Here is a 4,471-nt window from a genome sequence, read left to right on the forward strand (position 1 = left end):
CGAATTCAAGAAAAATTAAACCACCTATCCCCTAAAGAATTTAGGGAACAGATGGTTTAGGTGTTTTGATCGGTGTCCCGTTTTCGGGGTTCACTTCAATAATAGGTTCTTTTTTCATTGGTTCAACATGAATGTGTGCATGGTAAATGCCAAACTTTTTCCGTAGCATAGCCTCGATGTTGTCAGTAATACAATGGCTTTCACCAACATCCATATGAGCATCAACCTCAATTGTAATATCAACGTACGTTTGATTCCCGTACATACGCGCGCGAATGTCTACGATGTTTTCCACGCCGCCAATATGTTCAATAGCACCAGCATACTCTTCCATCTTATCTGGATCGATTCCATCCGTTAACATATGAGAAGCTTCTACGAAAATCTCCCATGCAGTCTTACAAATAATAAGGCCGACAAGTAAAGCAGCAATAGGATCTAAAATAGGCATTTGGAACTGCGAACCGACAATACCTACTACTGTACCGATACTTACGAGAGCATCTGATAAATTATCTTTCGCAGCAGCTTCTAATGATTTACTTTTTGTGCGCGCTGCAATTTTTTTCGTATACAAATACACGAAATACATAACGACAGCAGAAAATAAGGCTACCCATGCAGCAAGTACATTAGGCGCTGCTTGTTTCGGATTGAAAAAAGATTGAATGGCACTAATAACAACCTCTAATCCGACCGTTGCCATAATAAAAGAAGCAACAAGTGATGCAATTTGTTCTGCGCGCGAATGCCCATAAGGGTGATCTGGGTCACGAGGCTTACGAGAAATTTTTAGACCAATTAATATTGCTAAAGAAGCACCGATATCCGTTAAGTTATTTAAACCGTCAGCACGTAATGCGCTAGAGAGGGTAATATAACTGATGATGATTTTCATAGAGGATAAAAATATGTAGGCCATAATGCTGACAATCGCACCTTTATCAGCTTCTTTATGAGAAAGAGTATCCACTTTAATCACTCACCTTTCTACAAGGAATTTCTTTCTATAAATAGAGTACCAAACGAAACTCGTGTGGGTCTATACAAACATTGTTGACGTTTTTTAGCTTTTTAAGAAGGGGATAACAAAGTTTCGCGAAGGAAAAATATGTTGTAAAGTGCAAAGTTAAGGTGTGGAAATAATTGGAATTGTTTTATAATTGAAAGATGGGAGGGTAAAAGGATGAAAAAACTAATATTGTTCTTTCTATGTATTGTTCTTATAATGACTGGGTGTAATTCATCAAAGATTGAAAATGAGAAGGAACATAATATTTCTAAAGTATCCATATCTACTTTTAATGTCTATGGTGGATTAAATGAAAGTTATTTTCTAAACATAGAAGATAAGCAAATAATCAATGGAATTAATAATATGTTTCATGACGTGAAAAAACAAAAGAGAAGAGGTGAAGTACCACAATACGATTTACTCATTACATATGAAAATAGTGATACGAAAGGTATACATTTATACCTTGGAGATGAAGGGGAAAGGAGTGTAATTATGTACATTGGTCATGAAGACACTGTATATTATACTTCTGAAGAAATGACGAAACAACTACGAAAGATAATTGTGAAAAAAGATTAAAACCCTCTAGAAAATATTTTTCAGAGGGTTTTCATCTTAGTATGCTTCTAAAAACTCAGTAACTTGCTCTTCAGTTTTTGCATTAGCACTATGTAAGTGGCCTAGCTTCTCGCCATTTTGATATACAAGTAAACTTGGAATGCCCATTACTTGATACTCTTCAGCGATACTTGGGAATTCATCTTTATTAATAGAATACCATTCAAACTTGTTGAACTCTTCCATTACATCTCCGATAAAGTTGTCCATACGTACGCAATCAGGGCACCATGTAGTAAAGAACTTAACAACTACTGGCTCCTCACTTGCGATGATGTCTTTGAATTCCTGTTCTGATTTGATTTCTTTCATGTTTTGTTTCTCCTTTTTCACTATTAATATTTTAGGTTGATTAGTTGGTGTATTTGCTGTGAAATGAAAACTTCTAACGAAATTCTAATGAGAGTTTTCTTTCCGAATAATTCGTTTGCAAATTGATTCACCGCAGTTTCTTGAAGTTCTGGTACAACATGGAAGTAATTGTTCAATGTTATACCTACTCTGTTAAGTTCTAAACGTTCGCTTATGGTCTTCGGCTGCACACCTTAGATCCTAAAAGCGAATATTAGGAACCTCACTTTTCTTTATAAGCTTTTTCATGAGCTGTGTCAAACTTCTGAATTATAAGGTATAAGTAGGGTAGATCAAACTGTATTCATGATAGCCATTGCTAAAACGTTCTTTTCCTTAAATGTTTTTATGAGATGTTTATGAAGCGCCTGTAATGTAATGTCGGATAAAACAAGCAGGAAATTCAAAAAAAGATGAAGGGGATGCATATATGAATTTAGAGGAGTCGTTATAAGAACTTATTCATGAAGTTGTGAGAGAAGAGGTTAGGGCGGCATTAGCTGAGTTCCAGCAATAATCATAACCAAATAAAGAAATGTGGGTGAAAGACGCGTGACTTACAAGTGGGGAAATTACTGCACTGTATAGAGTGAAAGAAAAAACATGATGTGGAATGCGAAAGGGATCATAAGAACATCTTAGGAATTATTTATTGGTTAAGAAGTCAGGGGGAATTAGGGTGGTGAAATGGGTAAAGAAACTGTGTTCAAAAAACGCCCTCCTTGCATTGTTTGTAAGAAACAAGAAGGTGAGCGTCACTTAAAAGAAACGAATTGGATTTGTGAAAATTGTGCCCAAATTACGCATGAACAATGTATTGAAATAGATACCTATACCCTTTTACACCTTATTCCATAAATAAGAAAGCTGGTGGGCTTCTGATTCAAGGGCTATTAAATGATCATTATTAATAGAGTTATTCGTATACATTCTGTTCTTTTGGATGTTAAGGACTGTATAATTCACATCGTTATATTCATTTGAAAATGTTGATTCATTTAATAATGTCAGTGTTGAGTTGATGTTATATTTATCAATTCGTTCTTTTTTTCCTTTGAAAAACAGTTTAATAAGATGCGGCTCATCGTTAATGAGCAAACCGAGTTCAGGTGATGAGCGGACGATTAAATTATCTGATAACCAATGTGATTTACCTGGATCAAACCAAGAGACGTCTTTGTTTTTAATAAATTTTTTGTACTGCTTTATAACATCAATGTAGTTTTGCTTTTTCTTCTGGTCAACAGTTTGTACTAATGTTTCAAAACAGTCAAAAGGTAGTTCGTTTTTATGAAATTTAATAAGAGTCTCTCGTAATTGTTTCCAGTAATCAAAAACCGGGTGATATTCAGGTTGAGATTTTAAATTCTTTACAAAATTTGTTTTAGCTGCACTACTTTTTAGTGTGAAGTCTAAAAATTGTGTAAGTCCCACTTTAATTTCCGCCATGTTACACCCCCTTTCTAAACATTACCAATTCGATATTGGAAAGGGAAATCCTGCATTGTTAACGAGCTGAACTAGATGTTAGAAAGAAGTGAGTGAAAAATCAAAGAAACCAAATAAGGAAGATGAGTGAAGCGTGCTATCGTTAAAGTGACGAATAACGTGCGTTTTTATTTACTGTATAAAGTGCTTACATATCGGATTTAAAAAGCGAACAATGGTATGGGATATTTGAATAATACGGAAGTTGAGGGGGAGTAATACTAAAATTTTATTTGTTTTTTACTGTAATAAATAAATTAATTTGAATAGAAGAGAAAAATAGAGGTTTGCCTTATACATTTATGAAAGTAACGAATATTTATAATAATATGAACGAAGAAATAGGTCCAATTTTTATAATGTTGGAGGGGATTATAATGGACATAACTCAAAGCGTGGCAAGAATAGTGGTTAACGGGAAAGACCTTTCTTTCACTTCAGTTCAAACCTCGGCATGGAATAATGGACCTGTAAATGATTTAATTGTTACGACGAATGAGAGAGTGAATGAACTTTATCGATTCATGTGGTCACAAGTACCAGTTATGATGTCCGTATATTTTCTTCAAGGGGCGGATTTAATGAGGCTCGTTAGGGTTGCTGGAATTGATGAACGTGTAACGGGGGAATATATATATCATTTCATTTGGGGATAAGAAGCATTCAAAGTAGCCTGACGGTTGCTTTTTTATTGTTTTTCAAGCTCGTAAAGATAATCGGTTACTTCATTTAATACAAGGGGGACAAACAAATGTATAGAAACATACATAAGAAAAAATGAAATGAGTCGAATAATATCTCCCTCCATTTATATTACGATTAACACGAAGGACATAGAGGGGACTGCTATGAATATGAAGTTTTTAAGGAGCACAAAAAATAAAAAACAGAGAGACATATTTTAAAATGTACCCTATAGAATAGACACTTGAAAAAAGTCTATTCTATAGGGTATTTCTTGTATAATAAAAGGAAAATCGGGATCGGAGAATGTTA

At 34.5% G+C, this 4,471-nt stretch carries 5 protein-coding genes and 1 pseudogene; 2 read left to right on the forward strand and 4 right to left on the reverse strand.

The features are described 5' to 3' along the window. Nucleotides 1-40 precede the first annotated feature (40 nt). A complete protein-coding gene (locus FOT98_RS28525) occupies nucleotides 41-973 on the reverse strand; it encodes a cation diffusion facilitator family transporter (RefSeq protein WP_144291196.1) in 933 nt (310 codons plus the stop codon). A 213-nt stretch (nucleotides 974-1,186) separates the two neighbouring features. Between FOT98_RS28525 and FOT98_RS28530 the strand changes: the two genes are divergently transcribed. Further along, the gene (locus FOT98_RS28530) at nucleotides 1,187-1,597 is read left to right on the forward strand and encodes a YhfM domain-containing protein (protein ID WP_063261377.1); all 411 of its coding nucleotides are present in this window, start codon (nucleotides 1,187-1,189) and stop codon (nucleotides 1,595-1,597) included. Between the two features lie 36 nt (nucleotides 1,598-1,633). On the opposite strand, the gene FOT98_RS28535 is transcribed toward FOT98_RS28530, so the two are convergent. The 3 genes and pseudogenes from FOT98_RS28535 to FOT98_RS28545 all read right to left on the reverse strand — a co-directional run bounded on the left by FOT98_RS28535 (nucleotide 1,634) and on the right by FOT98_RS28545 (nucleotide 3,436). Further along, the gene (locus FOT98_RS28535; RefSeq protein WP_000658777.1) at nucleotides 1,634-1,948 is read right to left on the reverse strand and encodes a thioredoxin family protein; all 315 of its coding nucleotides are present in this window, start codon (nucleotides 1,946-1,948) and stop codon (nucleotides 1,634-1,636) included. Nucleotides 1,949-2,043: 95 nt separating this feature from the next. Next, nucleotides 2,044-2,385 (reverse strand): annotated as a pseudogene (locus FOT98_RS33105) (site-specific integrase); the annotation flags it as partial. Between the two features lie 442 nt (nucleotides 2,386-2,827). Beyond that, the gene (locus tag FOT98_RS28545) at nucleotides 2,828-3,436 is read right to left on the reverse strand and encodes a hypothetical protein (RefSeq protein WP_061678420.1); all 609 of its coding nucleotides are present in this window, start codon (nucleotides 3,434-3,436) and stop codon (nucleotides 2,828-2,830) included. A gap of 341 nt (nucleotides 3,437-3,777) precedes the next feature. Here FOT98_RS28545 and FOT98_RS28550 point away from each other — a divergent pair, with 341 nt between their 5' ends. Then, the gene (locus FOT98_RS28550) at nucleotides 3,778-4,131 is read left to right on the forward strand and encodes a hypothetical protein (protein ID WP_235607972.1); all 354 of its coding nucleotides are present in this window, start codon (nucleotides 3,778-3,780) and stop codon (nucleotides 4,129-4,131) included. Nucleotides 4,132-4,471: the final 340 nt, after the last annotated feature.

The organism is Bacillus sp. HY001 (genome assembly GCF_007558965.1).
GTDB lineage: Bacteria > Bacillota > Bacilli > Bacillales > Bacillaceae_G > Bacillus_A > Bacillus_A mobilis.